Source organism: Ruegeria sp. CDSC042 (assembly GCF_059610745.1).
Genome location: NZ_JBXWOF010000004.1, coordinates 1 through 17,257, shown reverse-complemented (window position 1 = coordinate 17,257; position 17,257 = coordinate 1). Strand labels below are relative to the sequence as shown.

The window sequence follows — 17,257 nt, the reverse complement described above, 5'->3', positions numbered from 1 at the left end:
TTGGGCTAGGAGTGGTTTGTGATCGAGCTGTCCGCAACAGGCATCCGGCTTTCATTCGATTTGCAGTTGGGGTTGATCGAGAGTTTCAGTGTGTACGACGGTAACGCTGAGATTTCACCACTACATCGCGCACCTTGGGTCGGCACAGACGAAGTTATGCCCGAAGGTATAGCACCTCATTTGGAAAAACTCGGCGGTGATTTCTTCTGCGCCCCATTCGGGTCAACTGAGGGGACATCGCCGCTGCATGGGTGGCCAGCTAACTCTCGTTGGAGACTAGAAGAAAAGACCGACAGCTATTTGCGCGCTGAGCTCGACAGAACGGTCTATGGAGCTAGGCTGCAAAAAGAGATTACACTGCATCCTGAGCATCCATTCGTCTACCAGCGTCACACTTTCATTGGTGGCGACGGCACGATGCCGGTTGCAAATCACGCAAATGTATCCTTGCCCAATGGTGGGATCATTCAAACCTCTCGAAAGCAGTGTTGGAGAACGCCTAAGGTTGAACAGGAAGTTGATCCGGCCTTAGGCTATTCAGCGCTTAGATATCCGGCTGAAAGCCAAACGTTGGCGTCTTTTCCCGGGAAAGACCGCGAAGTGAATCTGTCAAACTACCCATGGTCTCCACAGAGTGAAGACTTTGTTGTTGGATTGGATTCGCCTGATGAGAAATTGGGTTGGACCGCGGTAACTCGCCCCGTGGAGGGCGACATGTTCCTGTCGCTTAAATCGGCTCAGGCTTTGCCGATGACGATGTTGTGGCATTCGAACGGTGGTCGATATTATGCTCCTTGGTCGAGCCGCCACTTCGCCTGCCTTGGGGTTGAGGAGGGGGCCGCTTCGCCCATCCTGGGAAAGGTCGAAAACAGTTTCCCGAACGATCACGGCGTCATTCATCTAAACCCCGATCGCCAAGTTGAGGTTACACATGTCATCGGGGCGCTTCGTTGGCGTAGTGGAGCCAGGGTGATTGCAGTTGAAACTCTGGGAAACCAACTTTTGATCCGAGGTACAGAAAATCAGGAGATTCTTGTGCCATTCGATCCGCAAGCCCTGAACATTTGAACGGGTGGTGCAGGGGAAATTGGTTTGAGACAGGCAGGGCAGTTTCGTAGCTTCGCTTGATGACAAAAACGCTCACTTTTTTGCTGCTTCAAAACCAACCCTGAGATCATTCGTCTAGCAGTGATCGTGTACGTTCGATTCTGGTTGAATAGGTTTGGCCCTATCTGTGCTGCAGAAATTAGCCGAAAACACATAAATCGGATGCGATGTTCCGCGAACTGTTAGCGGCATCTCAAAAAGGTTATTATTGAAGATCAACGGCAAGCAATATTACCTGTGACGGGCAGCCGACCATGAAGGCGAGGTCTTGGAAAGCTATGTCACGAACCGCCGGGATCGTGTTGCGGCCCTCGAAGAAAGCGATGAAACGATACGGCCAGCCAGGTTTCGTCGTCACTGACAAATTGCACTCTTACGACGCGGCGATGAAAGTCATAGGGAATGCGTTAGGACAAGAAACTGGCCGTAGGAAGAACAATCTTGCTGAGTATTCACATCTTCCGTCGGCGAAAAGAACGTGCGATGCTCTGCCTCCGGCAAATGTGATGTTTGCAAAATTTTGCCGCAGACGACACTTCCGTCCATAGTCACTTCAATCATGAACGGCAGCTTTACTCACGCGACAAGTTCAAACTCAGTTGAACTGCCGCCCTTTCGGCGTGGAGCCAATTTAGTTTCGCCTAATTTTTAGCTTTCTGAGGTAGACTGAGACTGGTTCGAATTTACCTGACAGCACCGCCACTCAGCCTGTTTCACCAAGCAACCTGCGATTTCTTTCTTCTGCAAACGCAGATTGGCTTCGCTGCAAGAATGTGCGTCGCGCTGCAGATCCTTCGAGAATATTTCCCACGAATAAGGGTCAGTTGCCCTGATTGCGGGCTTCCAACCGTTCAAGGTTCACAACGGTCGACAACATCAACCTGTCATGGCTCCAGTCGTCTACAGGCTGCAATGACGCAGCGCCTAACGCCAATGTCACAGCAAAAGCTGCGCTTAAGGCAAAGAACAGAGGAGGCATTGTGGGTTGGATTGCAGGGGCATCTGCCAGGGCAATCACACGTTGACGCAAGACGCGTTTGGCCTTGCCCCCTTTAACCAAAGCCACATTCAATACACGCGGGCTGCCGCGCATTACTGTATTGGAGCAATAGTTCAGCAGGCAGGAGGTGTATTCGACCGCGTTGATTCCACGGCGCGAAACGACGGATTGATCACAGGCCAGCTCGCGCAGCCGATCGAATTGAAACTTGAGAATCAGATATGCCGGGTTCCAGAACAGGAACGGCCGCAAAAGCTCGAACCCCAGTTCCCATTCAACATCGGCAGCCCTGACATGTTGCAGCTCGTGTGCAAGGGCAAACCGCATATCGCTGGGGGTGTTGAGCAGATGGCTGGGCAATACCACATGCCTGCGCCACAAACCGCGAACGGCGAAGGGGACTGTGACCCGGTCGGACAGGCGGATATCGACCTTCTCCGAGCTTCGCCACAGGTAGCTGGAGCGAACAATGCCTCGGATTGCCAACCCGTCACGGATAATGCGCAGGATGCAGACCGCAGAATAGAGCGCCATTACCACCAAGATTGCCGATATAATCGGGTTTTCTCCTGCAAGGGTCTGTTCGATCCACCTTTGCCGGGTATTGAGCAGGGCCTCGAACTGGGTAGCGGGCATGGCGATATCGCCACGCAGATAGGCTGCAACCGCAAGATCCCCAATGGCGACCCCGCCTTCAACGGAATACAGCGCCATGACCAAACCAGCCACGATTGCCAAAAGGGGGCTGAGCAGGACGCAAAGACACAGAATTTTCAATGCGCGCAGCTGTGCAACAAACCCGTGTCGCATCTGCGTCATTGAAACCACGTATCTTGCCGCGATCCATACAATAGCCGCTAGGGCAAGAACCAGATTCAGTTCGAGAAATGCGTCGAGAACCGGTTTAACCGCTGTCATTTTGCAGTCTCCTCTCTACCAGTGCCCGAATATCCTCAAGATCTGCCTCGCTCAGACCGGCGTCATCTACCAACCGTGCAACCAGCGTGGCTGGTGTGTCATCGAACAGGGTTCGTGACAGGTTCTGCAGTGATCGCGCCTGATACCTATCCTTCTCCAGAAGCGGCGTATAACTCAGGGTCTTGCCGTTTTTGCGACTTTCTACAAAGCCTTTTTCGTCAAGAATGCGAAGGATTGTTGCCCCTGACGTATAGGCCAGGTTCCGATCTGGTGGCAGCCGGTCCAGTACATCACGCACCGAGCCCTGACCCAGAGCCCAGAGTTCGTTCATGAACTCCAGTTCGACCTCGGTCAGCAGGTTTGTCGTCTTTTTCTTTCGCATTGATCCCGGTGCCGTCATTTTTCCTGTGCCTGACAGACAAGCATCCTTTGATGGTTTCGCAAAGCTTAAACTTTCCAGAACACGAAAACGCCCCAGCCGATGGACAGGAACAGCGGTGTCCAGACCGGTTGCCCGACTAGCCCTAACCAGGCCAGAAAAATGTAAGCTGCCCCAAGCAAAGTGATGAACAGCCGGTCGCCCAATGTGGTGGTCAAGCCCAGAACGCCGCGCCGTTCAATCCCGTCGCGGAATTTGAACCCTTCCAGCAGACCGATCAGCGCGATGGCTGAAAAGATGCCGACAAATACGGCCAGGGTCGCCGGTGTCCACGCCATCCAGAAATCCGGCCACAAGGGCGCAGTCCAGGAAAACTCTTTTTCTTCGGGCTGACCCACACTTCCCCACCCGGCCTGTGCTTGCGCCAAGGCCGAACCGGGGATCAGAAAGGGGATCAAAAGCAGTTTACGCATATCGAACCTCATACACGCCCCATCGCGAAACCACGCGCGATGTAGTTGCGGACAAACCAGATGACGATGGCGCCGGGGATGATGGTCAGCGTCCCGGCGGCGGCCAGCAGGCCCAATTCGTACCCGGCGCTGGACGCGGTTCGGGTCATTACGGCAGCGATGGGTTTGGCCTCGACCGCTGTCAGGGTCTTGGCCAACAGCATTTCGACCCATGAGAACATGAAGCAGAAGAATGCCGCGACGCCTACACCCGCTTTGATATTTGGCAGGAATATCGTGACGAAAAAGCGCGGGAAGGAATACCCGTCCACATAAGCGGTTTCGTCCAACTCCTTGGGGATGCCACGCATGAACCCTTCCAAAATCCACACCGCTAGCGGCACGTTGAACAGCGTATGCGCCAGCGCCACCGCCAGATAGGTGTCAAACAACTGAATTGACGAATAGAGCTGAAAGAACGGCAAGGCGAACACCGCAGCCGGTGCCATCCGGTTGGTCAGCAGCCAGAAGAACAACTGCTTGTCCCCTAGGAACCGATAGCGTGAGAACGCATAGGCCGCTGGTAGGGCGACACAGACGGAAAGCACCGTGTTCAACGTCACATAGGTGATCGAGTTGATGTAGCCCCAATACCACGTCGGGTCTGTGAAGATCGTGATGTAGTTTTCCAGCGTAAAGGTCTGTGGGAACAGAGAAAAGCCCGACAGGATCTCGTTCGTGGTCTTGAAGGACATCGCCACCAGCCAATAGATCGGCAACATCAGGAACGCGATATAGAGAATCGGGATGAGGGAGCGCTTTTTCATTCGGCGTCATCCTTTGTCATCAGAGTGTAGAAGACCCATGAGACCAGCAGTGTGATGGCGAAATAGATCAAGCTCATCGCAGCCGCAGGGCCAAGGTCGAATTGTCCCAGCGCGATCTTTACAAGATCAATCGACAGTAAGGTGGTCGAGTTTCCGGGACCCCCGCCAGTCAAAACGAAGGGTTCGGTGTAGATGTTGAAACTGTCCATGAACCGCAGCAGGATGGCGATTGTCAGAACCGTCTTCATCTTGGGTAACTGGATATACCGGAACACTGACCACGGGCTTGCACCGTCGATCTTGGCCGCCTGATAATAGGCGTCCGGGATCGAAACCAGACCCGCATAGCACAGTAGAACCACCAGCGAAGTCCAGTGCCAGACATCCATGATGATGACAGTGATCCAGGCCGACAATGGTTGCTGTGTCATGTCATAATTGATGCCCAGCACGTCATTCAGAAAATACCCCAGCAGGCCGATTTTTGGCAGGGTAAAGATGTTCCACATCGAGCCGACTACGTTCCAGGGGATGAGCATCGGCAGAGCCATCAGCACCAGACAGACCGGCACCCAAAAGCCTTTGCGCGGCATCGACAGGGCGACAATGATGCCCAGCGGCACCTCGATGATCAGGATCATGAAGGTAAACAGGAACTGTCGCCCCAAAGCGGCCTGAAAACGGTCGGAGCGCAGGATTTGTTCGAACCATCCCAGCCCTTCCCAGAAGAACTGGTTATTGCCGAAGGTCTCCTGCACCGAGTAGTTGACCACTGTCATCATTGGCACCAGCGCGTTGAACGCGACCAGTGCCAGAACCGGCAGGACAAAGAACCATGCTCTTTGGTTTATTGTTCTCATTGGGCCCGCTCCTGCGTTGCGATCCAGCCGTCGCGATAGACGCGGGACTGCTCGGGTTTGAATTGCAGAAAGACCATCGAGCCTTGTTCAGGCGCATTGTGTTCGGTGACGGCCTTGATCGGCGTGTTCCCAACCATGGCACTGACCACGTAATGGCGCCCGATATCGGCTACTTTGGTGACATGTGCCGGTATGCCGGATTGGCCGAAGCCTACATATTCCGGGCGTATTCCCAGATCGGTGCGACCACCTTCACCATGGGTCGGACCTTCCAAGGCCACCTCATGCCCTTCGAAAATAGCGCGATCGCCCTTGGTCTCGCAGGGCAAGACATTCATGCCGGGCGAGCCGATAAAGTGACCAACGAATGTATGCTGAGGCCGCTCGAACAGTTCAACCGGCGTACCAATCTGAACCACTTCACCATCCTGCATGACCACGACTTCATCAGCAAAAGTCAACGCCTCGGTCTGGTCGTGGGTGACGTAGATCATTGTGGCTTTTACGCGCTGGTGCAGCTCTTTCAGCTTGGAACGCAGTTTCCATTTCAGATGCGGGTCGATCACGGTCAGCGGCTCATCAAACATCACCGCATTCACGTCATCGCGCACCAGTCCGCGCCCCATCGAGATTTTTTGCTTGTTATCCGGGCTCAGGCCAGAGGCTTTGGTGCCCAGCATATCTGTGACATCCAGCATTTCGGAAATCTCATCAACACGCCGCTTGATGGTTGCCGCGTCAACGCCCCGGTTTTTCAGAGGAAAGGCTAGGTTCTCGCCTACGGTCATCGTGTCGTAGATCACTGGAAACTGAAAAACCTGCGCAATGTTGCGCTGATCAGGGGGCAGGGCGGTCACGTCGCGGTCATCAAACAGGATCTGCCCCTCGGAGGGTGTCAGCAGGCCCGAGATGATGTTCAGCAGCGTAGACTTGCCGCAGCCTGATGGCCCCAGCAGCGCATAGGCCCCACCATCGCGCCAAGTGACGTCGATTTCCTTCAGCGCATAATCTTCGGGGCCTTGCGGCGATGGCATATAGCTGTGTCGAAGGTTTGAAAGCTTGATCTGTGCCATGTCAGGCCACCCTTTTGCCGTCTTGGCCGAAATACCGGCAATGGGCCGGATTCATATAGAAACTATGGTCTTCGCCAACCTGATAGGGATGTACGCCCGCCGCCAATGAGACCCATGCGTCGTTCCCATGTTGGAAATGCGCACTGGAGTCAGATCCGGATAGCTCGGTCACGATCACACGCCCGGTCAGCTCTACATCTGCGTCCGATGTGCGGAATGGCGTCACGCGATGCGGGCGTATCGCCACTGTGTATTCACCGTCTGCGATGCCGGTGACGGCCCATCCACCGCCCCCTGCAAGTTGCGCCTGCGCACCCGAGACGGTGATATGCGCGACGTTGATGGGCGGATCCGAGAACACACGTGCGGCAGCGATGTTTTCCGGATTGCGGTAGATATCAGCGGTTGGCCCAAATTGGGTGACCCGGCCGTCTGCCATCAGAGCGGTATGACCACCGAGCAGCAATGCTTCTTCCGGTTCTGATGTCGCATAGACCACAACGGCCCCGCGTCCGGCAAAAAGATCAGGAAGTTGCTCGCGTAGCTCTTCGCGCAGTTTGTAGTCCAGATTGGCAAGGGGTTCATCAAGGAACACGGCCCGGCTTTCCTTGGCAATCGCGCGGGCCAAAGCGGTGCGTTGTTGTTGCCCACCCGACAGCTCGTGCGGGCGGCGCTGCAGCATCGGACGCAGTTGCAGCAGATCAGCGGCCTCTTCCACGCGGCCTTCGATTTCGCTTTTCGCCATGCCTGCCACGCGCAGGGGCGAGGCAATGTTGTCGAAAACGCTCATATGGGGGTAATTGACGAAAAACTGGTGCACCAGACTGATCTTACGCTTCTGCGTATTCAGCCGAGTCACGTCCTGACCGTCCATCAGGACTTTGCCTGTGGCGATCGGATCCAGTCCAGCCATCATCTTGATCAGTGATGTTTTCCCGGAACCGGTGGCACCCAGTAACACATTGAAATGGCCTGTTTGCAGCGTCAGATTCGTGGGTTTGATATGGATGACGTTGCCGACCCGTTTGGTCGCGTCTTGAAGTTCGATCATCTGGTGTTCTCTGGGGGTATTTGGGGGTAGGCCGGGTCTGAGCCCGGCCTACGAGTTTACGCTTACTGGGACTGCCAGCGCTGAACCAGTTCGTCATAGTTGACGGTCTGGCCTTGCGGCTTTTCGTTCTCCAGCTTGGCTTTTGGCGAACCCGGCTTTTCCAGCCAGAAGGACGCATCCTGCGGCTCGTTCAAGCGCGGACCACAACCGCCGTAGACACCGGCGCTTTCATCCGCGGCCTGCATCCGGCCCATTGTGATGTCCATCTCTTCGGCCAGACGATCCATCGCTTCTTGCGGAGTGAAGGCACCCGAGTTCACGTCACCGATCTGCTGCCACCAGATCTGGGCCAGCTTTGGATAATCCGGCACGTTGATGCCGGTCGGGGACCATGCCACGCGGTCAGGTGAGCGATAGAACTCGACCAAACCACCCAGCTTGGGCGCGCGTTCGGTGAACGACTCGTGGTTGACCGAGCTGTCGCGAATGAAAGTCAGACCCACATGGGACTTCTTCACGTCGACCGTCTTGGATGTCACGAACTGGGCATACAGCCAAGCCGCCTGAGCACGATCCGCAGGGGTCGACTTCAGGAAAGTCCAGGATCCCACGTCCTGATACCCAACCTTCTGACCATCTTCCCAATAGGGGCCATGCGGGCTCGGCGCCATCCGCCAAAGCGGTGTGCCTTCGTCGTCGACGGTGTTGTTGCCTTCGGACTTCGGCTTCACCATGTCGGCGGTAAAGGCGGTGTACCAGAAGATTTGCTGGGCCACGTTGCCTTGGCTAAGCGCCGGCAGCGACTGGTAGAAGTCATAAGACGCGGCACCTGGAGGCGCATAGTTGCGCAGCCATTCGTCCCATTTGCGGATCGCATAGACCGCAGCCGGACCGTTTGCCGCACCACCGCGCGACACAGATGCGCCAACAGGGTTACAGGTGCCCGCTTCCATGCGGATGCCCCATTCGTCAACGGGGATACCGTTCGGCTCACCCTTGTCGCCAGCACCAGCCATCGACAGCCACGCGTCGGTCATACGCCAACCCAGGTCAGGTGCGCGCTTGCCGTAATCCATGTGGCCATAGATCGCGGTACCGTCGACTTCTTTCACATCGTTGGTAAAGAAATCGGCGATGTCTTCGTAAGCGGACCAGTTGACCGGAACGCCCAGATCATAGCCGTACTTCTCTTTGAACGCGGCTTTGTTTGCCTCATCGTCGAACCAGTCCTTGCGGAACCAGTAGAGGTTCGCAAACTGCTGATCAGGCAGCTGATACAGCTTGCCATCCGGACCGGTGGTGAACTGAATGCCCATGAAGTCATCCAGATCCAGCGTCGGAGAGGTCGTGCCCGCCCAGTCGCCACCCATCATGTCGGTCAGCGGATACGCCAACTGCAGACGCGAGTGGGTGCCGATCAGGTCACTGTCGTTCACGTAGCCGTCATACAGATTCCGACCTGTTTGCAGCTGGGTTTGAACGGCTTGAACTACTTCGCCTTCACCCAGAATCTGGTGATTGACCTTGATGCCGGTAATTTCTTCGAACGCCTTGGTCAGAACCTCAGATTCGTAAGAGTGCGTAGGGATGCCTTCGGACAGGACGTTGATTTCCATGCCATTGTAAGGCTGTGCAGCTTCGATGAACCATTGCATCTCGGCCATCTGTTCGTCTTTCGACAGGGTTGATGGCTGGAATTCGTCGTCGATCCAACGTTGTGCTGCGGCTTCGTCGGCCCAAACGGGACCGTGCCCCGCAATGACGGCAGCCGCCGCCACTGCGGAAAGTAGATGTCTCCGCATCTGTTTCCTCCCAAAGATAATGTGATCCGGCGCAGACCGGATGACGATCAGCATCAGCGATTTGCCTCCTGCGTGTCAAACTAAATTTTTAGTAATTGAGGTGATAGCCGGGATAAATTTCTGAAAATGAATTGATTTATATCATGTTTTAAAGCACCATTTGCCCATTAATTTCAGTTCGCAGACCCCTTGAATGCAGGGTCGCGCGCATGGTTTTTCGGCAGACGCTGTGATGCGGGTCGATTTGAAAAGCAGACTTTTGTGACCGTTTGCTGCACGATTTGAGTTCAATCAAGTTTTCAGGCTATGAGGATCAGAAATGTCCCGAAGTCTTCTGAAATTTACCCGCGTTCTCGAGATCGTGGGGGATACGCTAAAGATAAAAGTTCCGAGTGACGGGTCCGCTGACGCGACGGTGCGTTTCAACGATCTGGCCGTGATCGAAACTGTCGATGGGCACAGAACGCTGGCGCAAGTCATCTTCATCGACCGCGATGTGATAACCTTGCAAGTGTTCTCGGGTACCAAAGGGATTTCGACCGAGGCGACAGCAACGTTCCTTGGTCATCCGATGCAAACCCCGTATTCGGCCAATATTCTGGGCCGGGTGTTTGACGGCGCAGGCGAGGCGATTGACGGCGGTCCGGACTTGTCTGCCGAACCGCGCATCGACATTGGGGGACCGACGGTGAATCCGGTTGAGCGGTCGGTTCCCAACAAGATGATTCGCACGGATGTGCCGATGATCGACGTGTTCAATACGCTGGTCGAAAGCCAGAAGATCCCAATATTTTCGGTATCCGGCGAGCCGTTCAACGCGTTTCTCAGCCGCATCGGCATTCAGGCGGATGCGGATATTGTTGTGTTTGGCGGGCTAGGGCTGATTTTTGACGACTTCCACACGTTCAGAACCTCGTTCGAGGATGCGGGCGTGTTCTCGCGGACCGTGATGTTCGTCAATCAGGCCATGGACCCGTTGGTAGAACGCCTGTTGGTGCCGGATATGGCGCTGGCCGTTGCCGAGAAATTCGCTGTGGAAGAGGGCAAGCGTGTTCTGGTCCTGCTGACGGATATGACCGCCTATGCCGATGCGATGAAAGAGGTTGGGATCAGCCAGGAACGCGTCCCATCGCAGCGTGGATATATGGGCGATCTCTACTCGCAACTGGCACGACGGTATGAGAAAGCTTGCGACTATGCCAAAGGTGGATCGGTTACTGTGCTGACTGTCACAACCATGCCCGGGAATGACGTGACGCATCCGGTGCCGGACAACACCGGATATATCACTGAAGGCCAGTTTTACCTGCATTCCGGGGTGATCGACCCGTTCGGCAGTTTGTCGCGCCTCAAGCAGAATGTAATCGGCAAGACCACGCGCGAAGACCACGGCCAGATCATGAACACGATGATCCGGTTCTATTCCGAAAGCCGAGATGCCGCGCAGAAACAGGCCATGGCGTTTGACCTATCGGATTATGACAACCAGTTGCTGAAATTCGGCGCTTTGTTCCGAAAACGCTTTATGGACATCAACGTCTCGATTCCGCTGGAGGATGCGTTAGATCTGGCATGGAAGACACTAGCTGAATGCTTTGCCCCCGAGCAGTTGCTGATGAAGCAGGATCTGATCGACAAATACTTCCCAAAGGATGCACATGGCGCGGTTGCAGCTGAATAAATCGTCGCTTGCACGCGAGCAGACGCAGCTGAAAAGCTATGAGCGGTTCTTGCCGTCTCTGGACCTGAAGCGTCAGCAACTGATGGCTGAACGGGCCAAGGCACGTAAAAATGTGCAGCACCTGCAGGAGGAGGTGACGCGCTTGGCACAGCAGGTCGGGGAAAAGCTGCCCATGCTGGCGCAACAAGGTGTCGACCTGGAAGGGTTGGTCGAACTAAAGGATTACCGGCTGAAGAAGGTCAACGTGGTTGGCGTTGCCATGCCCGATCTGGACCGAATCGAGGTCGCGGTACGTCCGTATTCCCTTTTGGCCAAGCCACATTGGGTGGATGCAGTGGCGCGTTTGTTGCATGACATGATCGAAGCCCGATTGCGCGTGAAAGTGGCCGAAGAAAGGGTCAGGATTTTTGACAAATCAGTCGCCACGATCACCCAGCGCGTCAATCTGTTCGAGAAGGTGTTGATCCCGCGCGCCAGGGCCAACATCAAGAAAATCCGCATCTATCTGAGCGATGAACAGATGCAATCCGTTGTGCGCTCGAAAATCTCCAAACGCAAACATGCGAAGGAGGTAGCGGCATGAGTGTTGCAAGGCTGAAAAAACTGTCTTTGGTCGGCCGCGCCGCGAACAAGGGGGACACTCTGGGCGCGCTGCAGACATTGGGATGCATGCATGTTTTACCTTTGGCACCGCCGCCGGCAGAGCCAGAGCGGATCAACGAGCGTGGAGCCCGAGATGCGTATAAAGCATTGCGGTTTTTGAAAGAATCGTCGGAAACGCGCCGTCAGGTTCGGCGCGATTCTGGTTTTGATATGGACCAGTTCGTCGGTGAAGTCCTGGACTTGATGCAGCGCATAAGGGATATGACCGACCACCGGGATTTTCTATCCCACCGGATCGCTCAGGTGCGCCCGTGGGGAGATCTGGATTTTCCGCCGAGTGATGTGTTGGCAGGTAACCGGCTTTGGTTCTATCAACTGCCGCTAAAGCACCGCGAGGCACTGGCGGAGCTTCAGTTGCCCTGGGCCATCCTGCAAGAGGATCACCGGTTTCTCTACGCCGTTCTGATCGCCCCGGAAGATCCCGAAGACGACATACTTCCAGTGCCGCGCACCCATACGGGTTCGTTGCCCATTCACGAGCTTGAAGCTCAGCTGGAAGAAGCCGAAATCGCCATTGAGGCGCTGGAAGCCGAGCGTATCGGGCAGACCCGTTTTCTGACGTTGATGCGGCGTAATCTTGCCGCCGCCGAAAGCGCAGCAGAACTGGCTCATGCCACGCAAAAGGTCCGCGACGAAGGCGAAGTGTTTGCCCTGCAGGGTTGGGTGCCCAGCGATCAGGTCGAGGCTGTCCTGGACATGGCCAATTCGCAGAACGCCGCTGTTTTGATCGAAGACCCGGGCCCGAACGAGATGCCTCCGACGCTGCTTGAGCAGCCGGAAAATCGCAGTGCAGCAGTAGACCTTGCCCTGTTCTATCAGGTTCCTGGGTACCGAGAATGGGACCCCAGCATAATCGTGTCCGTCTCGTTCGCGATCTTCTTTGCGATGATCGTTGCGGATGCCGGCTATGGCCTGGTTATCCTGCTGGGGCTGTTGGCCTTCTGGAAACGTCTCGACAATACACCGGCGAAAAGATCGTGGCGGCTTTATGGTCTGATCATCTCGGGCGCGACGGTCCTGTACGGGATTTTGGTTGGAAGCTATTTTGGCGCTTCCCCGACCTCGGGCACGATCTGGGGGAAACTCAAGCTGTTGGACCTGAACAATTTCGACTTGATGATGATGATTTCAATCGTGGTCGGCGTTCTGCACCTGATAATGGCGAATGCGCTTGCAGCACGCGCGTCTTGGGGGCGGCGCAGTTCCGTTGCCAATCTTGGCTGGATCGCGGTGTTGATCGGCGGGTTTATACTGTGGCTGAGCTATATGAAAGGCGGACCAACTGCACCGGGGGCCGCGATCATGATCGCTGGGGCCTTGGCGATCCTTCTGTTCACTAGCGAGCGCGAGATTGCCAAACCCTCTGACTGGCTGTGGCGCCTGATAGAGGGCGTGCAGGGGTTGGCCGGGGCGATGGGGGCCTTTGGCGATGTGCTTAGCTACATGCGCCTGTTTGCGCTGGGGCTGGCCTCGGCTTCGCTGGCGATCACGTTCAACGATCTGGCGGTCTCGGTGATGCAGTCCCTGAAAGGGCTGGGCCTTCTGTTCGGAGTGTTGATCCTGATCGCCGGGCATATCCTCAATTTCGCGCTCGCCATGATGAGCGGCGTCGTTCACGGATTACGTCTCAATTACATCGAATTCTTTAAATGGGGCCTGCCGGATGAAGGCATCGTCTTTCGCCCGTTCGCCCGCAAGGAGGTTCAGGAATGAATGAGCTTGTACTTACATTGGGCTGGTTGGGAATCTATGCCCCCATGGCGCTGGGCGCCGCAGCAAGCGCGATTGGCTGTTCCATTGCTGGACAGGCCAGTATCGGAGCGATGACGGAAACCGAAGGCGGGTATGGCCGGTTTATCGGCGTGTCGGCCTTTCCATCGACGATGGTGATCTACGGTATTGTCATCATGTTCACGCTGAACCGCGATGTGACGCCTGAAAATGCAGGCGGGCTGTTCGGGATCGGTATCCTGTCGGGCATCGCCCTGATGTATTGCGGCATCTGGCAGGGAAGGGCCTGTGCTGCAGCGATTAACGCAACCAAGGAAAAGCCCGAGATTTTTGGCCTGGCACTTGCGCCGGCTGCAATCATCGAGGGCTTTGGCGTATTTGCCTTTGTCTTTGCTTTGGTCATCAGCGCGGGGATTAGCTGATGGCACAGGACGGGATGATTTCGCATGGGGTGGATGCGCTGATCGACAAGCTGCGCAGCGATGGTGTGGCTGCCGGTCAGGCCGATGCAGACAATCTGCGCGCTGAAGCCAAAGCCGAGGCGGCCAAAATTCTTGCCGATGCCAAGCGCGACGTAGATGAGTATCGGAAAAAGGCCCGTGCCGAGGCGGATAATTATCGCACAGCCGGAGAAGAGGCGCTGAACACAGCGATGCGTGATGCGGTGCTTACAATGAAGGCCGGTCTGACAGATCGATTCCGCAAGGATGTTGAACGGCTGGTCACCCAAGAAATGACTGATCCTGAACTGCTGAAACAAATGATCCTTGAGGTCGTCGGTCGCGCCGCGTCAGACGCCAGATTGGTAGGGCCTGCGCAAGTCATACTGCCCCCCAGGGTCGCCACTCAGGATGACATCAAACAAAACGCCGATGATATTCAGTCGGGAAAGCTGACGCGTTACGTTCTGGGACTGACGGCTGAAATGCTGAAGGAACAGGTTGAGCTGCACAGCGCGGATGACACCCAGAATGGCATCCGCATCCGGGCTGATGAACAGGGGGTTGTTCTGGATCTGACCGATAAGGCCGTCGCCTCGTTGTTGATGGAACATTTGCAGCCGCGCTTTCGTGCCGTTTTGGAAGGTGTGATCCGGTAACATGTCGGATCCTGACGCCTATATCGCGCTGATCAGCAGCCTGCCGGGCTCGGAACGGTTGTTCATCGCCAAACAACCTCCGCTGTCGCGGCTCAGGCTGGACCGGCGCTTGCGGGCGCTGACACCAGCGGATGCGCGGGTTCTGGAGGTAATGGAACACGCTCTGAACTGGAACAACTATGATATGAACGTCACGGATGCACAGACCATTGAGCGATGCAAAGAAGCGCTCCGACACATTCCACAACCGACCTTGCGCAAGCTGTTCATGGAACGGATGGATTTGAGGACGGCGGTTGCCGCGCTGCGCCTGCGCAAACAGGGGGGGGCTGCACCTAGTGGCGTCTATGGCATTGGACGCTGGAGCCGACACATTCCAGCCAACTGGGGCGACCCTGCCTTTCGGCTGGAAACCCCAATGCCCTGGATCAAAGAAGCCAAACACTTGCTGGATGTCGATGACCCCCTGGGGCTTGAACGGTTGCTTTTGTCGGTCAGCCATAAGCAACTGAAACGCTACGCCGCGCGCCATCTGTTCGATTTCGAAGCCGTGGCGATTTACGTTCTGATCTGGAATATTTTTGATCGCTGGGCGCAAAGCAATGCGCGTGACGCGGCAACGCGCTTTGAGAAACTGGCGCAACACGCCATGGCAAGTGCGATCGACTTGGATTTTGAAGGAGTAAGCGCATGACAGCCCCAACCTCCGCCACGCAGACCTCTACTGCCCGCGTCGTCTCGGTACAGGAAGGGCTGGTACAAATTCAGGCGAACCCTGATGCCACAGGCCATCCCGGGCAGCTGGTCAAGAATGAGGTCGTTTTCATTCTGCCCACGCGGCCCGGCCCCGGTGGACGTCAGGAACGTCTGAAAGCCGAAGTGTTACGGGTGCGGGGCGACACTGCCGATGTGCAGGTTTACGAAAGCACTGATGGCGTCGCCGTGGGCGACCCGGTCGAACAATCCGGGCAGCTGCTCTCGGTCGAACTTGGTCCTGGGCTGTTGGGGCAGGTGTTTGACGGCTTGCAGTCGCCTTTGGCCAAAGTGGCGACAGAATTCGGAACCTTTTTGCCGCGTGGGGCGGACGTGGCGTCGTTGGACACTCAGGCAAAGTGGTCGTTTACCCCATCGGTCAAGGTGGGCGACACGGTCACTGCAGGCGACAGCATCGGGGCGGTGCCCGAGGGGCATTTTACCCATAAGATCATGCTGCCCTTTAACTGGGTTGGGGACTACAAAGTCATTTGGGTTCAGAAGGGTGCGGCCATGATCCATGATATCGTGGCGCGGCTTGAAGATGCACAGGGGGGTGAGCACACGCTGACCCTGTCGCAGAAATGGCCGGTACGGCGGGCTTTGCCGGAAAACGTTCTGAAACGCACCTTGTCCGAGCGGCTCTATCCAACCGAACCTGTCCTGACCTCTCAGCGCCTGATCGACACGTTCTTTCCGATAGCCCGCGGTGGGACGGCCTGTATTCCCGGTCCGTTCGGCGCAGGCAAGACGGTGCTGCAGAACCTGATTGCACGCAACGCCAAGGTGGACATCGTGATCGTGGTTGCCTGTGGTGAACGCGCGGGTGAGGTTGTCGAGACGATTGCGGAATTCCCGAAGATGACCGACCCGACCACTGGCGGCAGTCTGATGGACCGGACGATCATCATCTGCAACACCTCCTCGATGCCCGTCGCTGCGCGCGAGGCGTCGATCTTCACTGGGATCACTCTGGGTGAGTATTACCGCCAGATGGGGTACGACGTGCTGCTGATTGCGGACAGTACCAGCCGCTGGGCACAGGCGATGCGCGAGACATCGGGCAAACTGGAAGAAATCCCCGGCGAGGAGGGCTTTCCCGCCTATCTCGAAAGCTCAATCAAGGGGCTGTACGAGCGGGCCGGAGCGATGAAGACGAATGATGGGGACACCGGCAGCCTGACCCTGATCGGGACCGTCTCACCGGCAGGTGGGAACTTTGATGAACCGGTCACGCAATCGACGCTGTCCACGGTGAAGTGTTTCCTCGGCCTGTCGTCCGAACGCGCCTACAAGCGGTTCTATCCCGCGGTCGATCCGATGCTCAGCTGGTCGCGTTATCTGGAACAGCTCTCGGACTGGTACGACACCAACGCCGAGGCCGGATGGACGGGCAAAGTGCGCGACTTGCTGGCATTGATCGAAAGGGGCGAACAGGTTGACCAGATGATGCAGGTGACCGGCGAGGAAGGGGTCACGATCGAGGATTTTGTGACTCAGCAAAAGGCGCTGTTTGTCGACATGGTCTATCTGCAGCAGGATGCCTTTGACCCGGTGGATGCGTCGGTGCCGCTAGAGCGTCAGAAGATGACGTTCAAACTGGTCTATGGCGTCACTCAATCCACCGCGCAGTTCGCCGACAAGGCCGAGGTACGCCAGGTCTTCACTCAGCTTACGGGGTTGATGAAGAACTTCCACTATGCCGCCGAAAACACGCCGGAATTCAAATCCGTCTGGGCGCAAGTGCAGGCCCTGTGTCAGGAAAAGTTCGGAGTGTGATGAAGTGGTAGCCCGTAGGGGAATCGAACCCCTCTTTCCAGGTTGAAAACCTGGCGTCCTAACCGATAGACGAACGGGCCAC

At 56.2% G+C, this 17,257-nt stretch carries 16 protein-coding genes, 1 tRNA gene and 1 pseudogene; 9 read left to right on the top strand and 9 right to left on the bottom strand.

The annotated features are described in order from the left end of the window. The first annotated feature begins 18 nt into the window (after positions 1–18). Together AC2FHX_RS09840 and AC2FHX_RS09835 are read left to right on the top strand one after the other, a co-directional pair. Positions 19–1,068: a hypothetical protein gene (locus AC2FHX_RS09840; RefSeq protein ID WP_496701793.1), complete on the top strand. Its 1,050-nt coding sequence runs from the start codon at positions 19–21 to the stop codon at positions 1,066–1,068. A gap of 105 nt (positions 1,069–1,173) precedes the next feature. Then, a pseudogene (locus tag AC2FHX_RS09835) lies at positions 1,174–1,710 on the top strand (DDE-type integrase/transposase/recombinase). A 217-nt stretch (positions 1,711–1,927) separates the two neighbouring features. On the opposite strand, the gene AC2FHX_RS09830 reads toward AC2FHX_RS09835, so the two are convergent. The 8 genes from AC2FHX_RS09830 to AC2FHX_RS09795 form a co-directional block, all read right to left on the bottom strand. Next, positions 1,928–3,025: a M56 family metallopeptidase gene (locus AC2FHX_RS09830; protein ID WP_496701794.1), complete on the bottom strand. Its 1,098-nt coding sequence runs from the start codon at positions 3,023–3,025 to the stop codon at positions 1,928–1,930. Next, on the bottom strand, positions 3,012–3,407 hold the full coding sequence (locus AC2FHX_RS09825) for a BlaI/MecI/CopY family transcriptional regulator (RefSeq protein ID WP_142634715.1): 396 nt from the start codon (positions 3,405–3,407) through the stop codon (positions 3,012–3,014). Before AC2FHX_RS09825 ends, AC2FHX_RS09830 begins: the two co-directional genes overlap by 14 nt. A 65-nt stretch (positions 3,408–3,472) precedes the next feature. After that, positions 3,473–3,877 carry a DUF2160 domain-containing protein gene (locus tag AC2FHX_RS09820; protein WP_281972348.1) on the bottom strand — a complete coding sequence of 135 codons (405 nt, stop codon included), beginning with the start codon at positions 3,875–3,877 and terminating at the stop codon, positions 3,473–3,475. Positions 3,878–3,885: 8 nt separating this feature from the next. After that, the gene (locus AC2FHX_RS09815; RefSeq protein WP_142634711.1) at positions 3,886–4,683 is read right to left on the bottom strand and encodes a carbohydrate ABC transporter permease; all 798 of its coding nucleotides are present in this window, start codon (positions 4,681–4,683) and stop codon (positions 3,886–3,888) included. Continuing rightward, positions 4,680–5,543 (bottom strand): carbohydrate ABC transporter permease, encoded by an 864-nt coding sequence (locus AC2FHX_RS09810; RefSeq protein ID WP_142634709.1) that lies wholly within the window; start codon positions 5,541–5,543, stop codon positions 4,680–4,682. The genes AC2FHX_RS09815 and AC2FHX_RS09810 overlap by 4 nt, the downstream gene beginning before the upstream one ends. Beyond that, positions 5,540–6,616, bottom strand: coding sequence for an ABC transporter ATP-binding protein (locus AC2FHX_RS09805; protein WP_496701796.1), 1,077 nt, complete (start codon positions 6,614–6,616; stop codon positions 5,540–5,542). Before AC2FHX_RS09805 ends, AC2FHX_RS09810 begins: the two co-directional genes overlap by 4 nt. Position 6,617: 1 nt before the next feature. Continuing rightward, a complete protein-coding gene (locus AC2FHX_RS09800; protein ID WP_496701798.1) occupies positions 6,618–7,667 on the bottom strand; it encodes an ABC transporter ATP-binding protein in 1,050 nt (349 codons plus the stop codon). A gap of 62 nt (positions 7,668–7,729) precedes the next feature. Then, positions 7,730–9,469: an ABC transporter substrate-binding protein gene (locus AC2FHX_RS09795; protein WP_271946219.1), complete on the bottom strand. Its 1,740-nt coding sequence runs from the start codon at positions 9,467–9,469 to the stop codon at positions 7,730–7,732. Positions 9,470–9,788: 319 nt separating this feature from the next. Between AC2FHX_RS09795 and AC2FHX_RS09790 the strand changes: the two genes are divergently transcribed. The 7 genes from AC2FHX_RS09790 to AC2FHX_RS09760 are packed head-to-tail and all read left to right on the top strand — an operon-like array spanning position 9,789 to position 17,175. Then, complete coding sequence (locus AC2FHX_RS09790; protein WP_496689802.1) at positions 9,789–11,150, top strand: V-type ATP synthase subunit B; 1,362 nt, start codon at positions 9,789–9,791, stop codon at positions 11,148–11,150. Beyond that, on the top strand, positions 11,128–11,733 hold the full coding sequence (locus AC2FHX_RS09785; protein WP_496701800.1) for a V-type ATP synthase subunit D: 606 nt from the start codon (positions 11,128–11,130) through the stop codon (positions 11,731–11,733). The genes AC2FHX_RS09790 and AC2FHX_RS09785 overlap by 23 nt, the downstream gene beginning before the upstream one ends. Beyond that, positions 11,730–13,526, top strand: a complete 1,797-nt coding sequence (locus tag AC2FHX_RS09780; protein WP_496701802.1) for a V-type ATP synthase subunit I — start codon at positions 11,730–11,732, stop codon at positions 13,524–13,526. Before AC2FHX_RS09785 ends, AC2FHX_RS09780 begins: the two co-directional genes overlap by 4 nt. Next, entirely contained in the window at positions 13,523–13,966 is a 444-nt protein-coding gene (locus AC2FHX_RS09775) for an ATP synthase subunit C (RefSeq protein ID WP_281972343.1), read from the top strand. Before AC2FHX_RS09780 ends, AC2FHX_RS09775 begins: the two co-directional genes overlap by 4 nt. Beyond that, complete coding sequence (locus tag AC2FHX_RS09770; protein ID WP_496701804.1) at positions 13,966–14,643, top strand: hypothetical protein; 678 nt, start codon at positions 13,966–13,968, stop codon at positions 14,641–14,643. The genes AC2FHX_RS09775 and AC2FHX_RS09770 overlap by 1 nt, the downstream gene beginning before the upstream one ends. 1 nt (position 14,644) lies before the next feature. Beyond that, positions 14,645–15,337 carry a hypothetical protein gene (locus tag AC2FHX_RS09765; RefSeq protein WP_281994823.1) on the top strand — a complete coding sequence of 231 codons (693 nt, stop codon included), beginning with the start codon at positions 14,645–14,647 and terminating at the stop codon, positions 15,335–15,337. Further along, positions 15,334–17,175 carry a V-type ATP synthase subunit A gene (locus tag AC2FHX_RS09760; RefSeq protein WP_496701806.1) on the top strand — a complete coding sequence of 614 codons (1,842 nt, stop codon included), beginning with the start codon at positions 15,334–15,336 and terminating at the stop codon, positions 17,173–17,175. The genes AC2FHX_RS09765 and AC2FHX_RS09760 overlap by 4 nt, the downstream gene beginning before the upstream one ends. Positions 17,176–17,180: 5 nt before the next feature. On the opposite strand, the gene AC2FHX_RS09755 is transcribed toward AC2FHX_RS09760, so the two are convergent. Continuing rightward, positions 17,181–17,255 (bottom strand) — tRNA-Glu (locus AC2FHX_RS09755). Between the last annotated feature and the right edge of the window lie 2 nt (positions 17,256–17,257).

Excerpts from the sequence above, each read along its gene's own strand:
- AC2FHX_RS09830 (WP_496701794.1), bottom strand. The coding sequence starts at position 3,025 with ATGACAGCGGTTAAACCGGTTCTCGACGCATTTCTCGAACTGAATCTG.
- AC2FHX_RS09825 (WP_142634715.1), bottom strand. The coding sequence starts at position 3,407 with ATGCGAAAGAAAAAGACGACAAACCTGCTGACCGAGGTCGAACTGGAG.
- AC2FHX_RS09820 (WP_281972348.1), bottom strand. The coding sequence starts at position 3,877 with ATGCGTAAACTGCTTTTGATCCCCTTTCTGATCCCCGGTTCGGCCTTG.
- AC2FHX_RS09815 (WP_142634711.1), bottom strand. The coding sequence starts at position 4,683 with ATGAAAAAGCGCTCCCTCATCCCGATTCTCTATATCGCGTTCCTGATG.
- AC2FHX_RS09810 (WP_142634709.1), bottom strand. The coding sequence starts at position 5,543 with ATGAGAACAATAAACCAAAGAGCATGGTTCTTTGTCCTGCCGGTTCTG.
- AC2FHX_RS09805 (WP_496701796.1), bottom strand. The coding sequence starts at position 6,616 with ATGGCACAGATCAAGCTTTCAAACCTTCGACACAGCTATATGCCATCG.
- AC2FHX_RS09800 (WP_496701798.1), bottom strand. The coding sequence starts at position 7,667 with ATGATCGAACTTCAAGACGCGACCAAACGGGTCGGCAACGTCATCCAT.
- AC2FHX_RS09795 (WP_271946219.1), bottom strand. The coding sequence starts at position 9,469 with ATGCGGAGACATCTACTTTCCGCAGTGGCGGCGGCTGCCGTCATTGCG.
- AC2FHX_RS09790 (WP_496689802.1), top strand. The coding sequence starts at position 9,789 with ATGTCCCGAAGTCTTCTGAAATTTACCCGCGTTCTCGAGATCGTGGGG.
- AC2FHX_RS09785 (WP_496701800.1), top strand. The coding sequence starts at position 11,128 with ATGGCGCGGTTGCAGCTGAATAAATCGTCGCTTGCACGCGAGCAGACG.
- AC2FHX_RS09780 (WP_496701802.1), top strand. The coding sequence starts at position 11,730 with ATGAGTGTTGCAAGGCTGAAAAAACTGTCTTTGGTCGGCCGCGCCGCG.
- AC2FHX_RS09775 (WP_281972343.1), top strand. The coding sequence starts at position 13,523 with ATGAATGAGCTTGTACTTACATTGGGCTGGTTGGGAATCTATGCCCCC.
- AC2FHX_RS09770 (WP_496701804.1), top strand. The coding sequence starts at position 13,966 with ATGGCACAGGACGGGATGATTTCGCATGGGGTGGATGCGCTGATCGAC.
- AC2FHX_RS09765 (WP_281994823.1), top strand. The coding sequence starts at position 14,645 with ATGTCGGATCCTGACGCCTATATCGCGCTGATCAGCAGCCTGCCGGGC.
- AC2FHX_RS09760 (WP_496701806.1), top strand. The coding sequence starts at position 15,334 with ATGACAGCCCCAACCTCCGCCACGCAGACCTCTACTGCCCGCGTCGTC.